The following is a 964-nucleotide window of genomic DNA, read 5'->3' as shown; positions in this document are numbered from 1 at the left end:
AAGCCATATTGCACGCGTTGGTGGGGCACTAGGTTTCCGAATAATCTTTTGTACGCAGTATCCTACAGCTGATACATTGCCTCGAGTAATCAAACAAATGGCCAATGCGAAATTAGGTTTTCGATTGCCGACACGTGTGGCATCAGAAGTTGTTATTGATCAATCTGGATTAGAAAACTTACCTTCAATTCAGGGGCGTGCGATTTATATGAAGGAGAATCTAACGGAGATACAGGTCCCGTATATCGATGATAAGGTTATGTGGGAACATCTAAAACAATACGAGGTGAAGAAAGATGAACATCCAGACTCATATCAAAATAAACCGTCAGATGACGATTTTGACCTCGATTAGAAAGCTGAAGTTCGCAACACGTAGGCATTTAATGGCGGTGCATAAAATGGGTGGGATTCGTAACGCGAACCGTATTTTAAAAGACCTTAGTCAGTACGTAAATAACACGGTGTATCAAAAAGAGTACGTGTATTACTTAAATAAAAAGGGCCGTGAACTATTCGACGATACAGAAAAGATTGTACCAAATAGTCGATTAGCGCACAGCTTAATGAGAAATGAAGCATGGCTCTATCTGTTTTGTCCGGATGACTGGCAGATAGAAACACCTATACGTTATAAAGTAGATGATAAAAAGAAGACAATTATTCCTGATGTGAAGTTTCGAGATGCAGAAGGGATATTAAATGCTGTAGAAATAGATCGGACTCAGATGATGAATGTGAACGCGGAAAAGATGAGTCGTTATAGGGAATTTTCATTATATTATAAAAATAAATATAGCGGGAAAATACCTTTCATACATTTCTTTACAGTGACAGAATATCGACAAAAAAAGCTGGAGCAACTTGCAGCTAAATATGATGTATATGCAAAGGTGTATGTTGTCCCAGGTGTTTAAAACCTATATAAAAAACATACAGTATTAAAACCTTAGAACCCTATAGT

Annotated in this window: 1 protein-coding gene and 1 pseudogene; both read left to right on the top strand. The window is 37.7% G+C overall.

Annotated elements, in window-relative coordinates; translation table 11 throughout:
* Positions 1-355, top strand: a pseudogene (locus tag AC1DJR_RS31500) (FtsK/SpoIIIE domain-containing protein); the annotation flags it as partial.
* On the top strand, positions 297-917 hold the full coding sequence (locus tag AC1DJR_RS31495; RefSeq protein WP_477004414.1) for a replication-relaxation family protein: 621 nt from the start codon (positions 297-299) through the stop codon (positions 915-917). The pseudogene AC1DJR_RS31500 and the gene AC1DJR_RS31495, both read left to right, overlap by 59 nt.
* The last annotated feature ends 47 nt before the right edge of the window (positions 918-964 follow it).

This window comes from Bacillus sp. 05T31 (genome assembly GCF_056396725.1).
This window is presented reverse-complemented; position numbering and strand designations above follow the sequence as displayed.

Coding starts and splice junctions, on each gene's coding strand:
- AC1DJR_RS31495 (WP_477004414.1), top strand. CDS start 297: ATGAACATCCAGACTCATATCAAAATAAACCGTCAGATGACGATTTTG.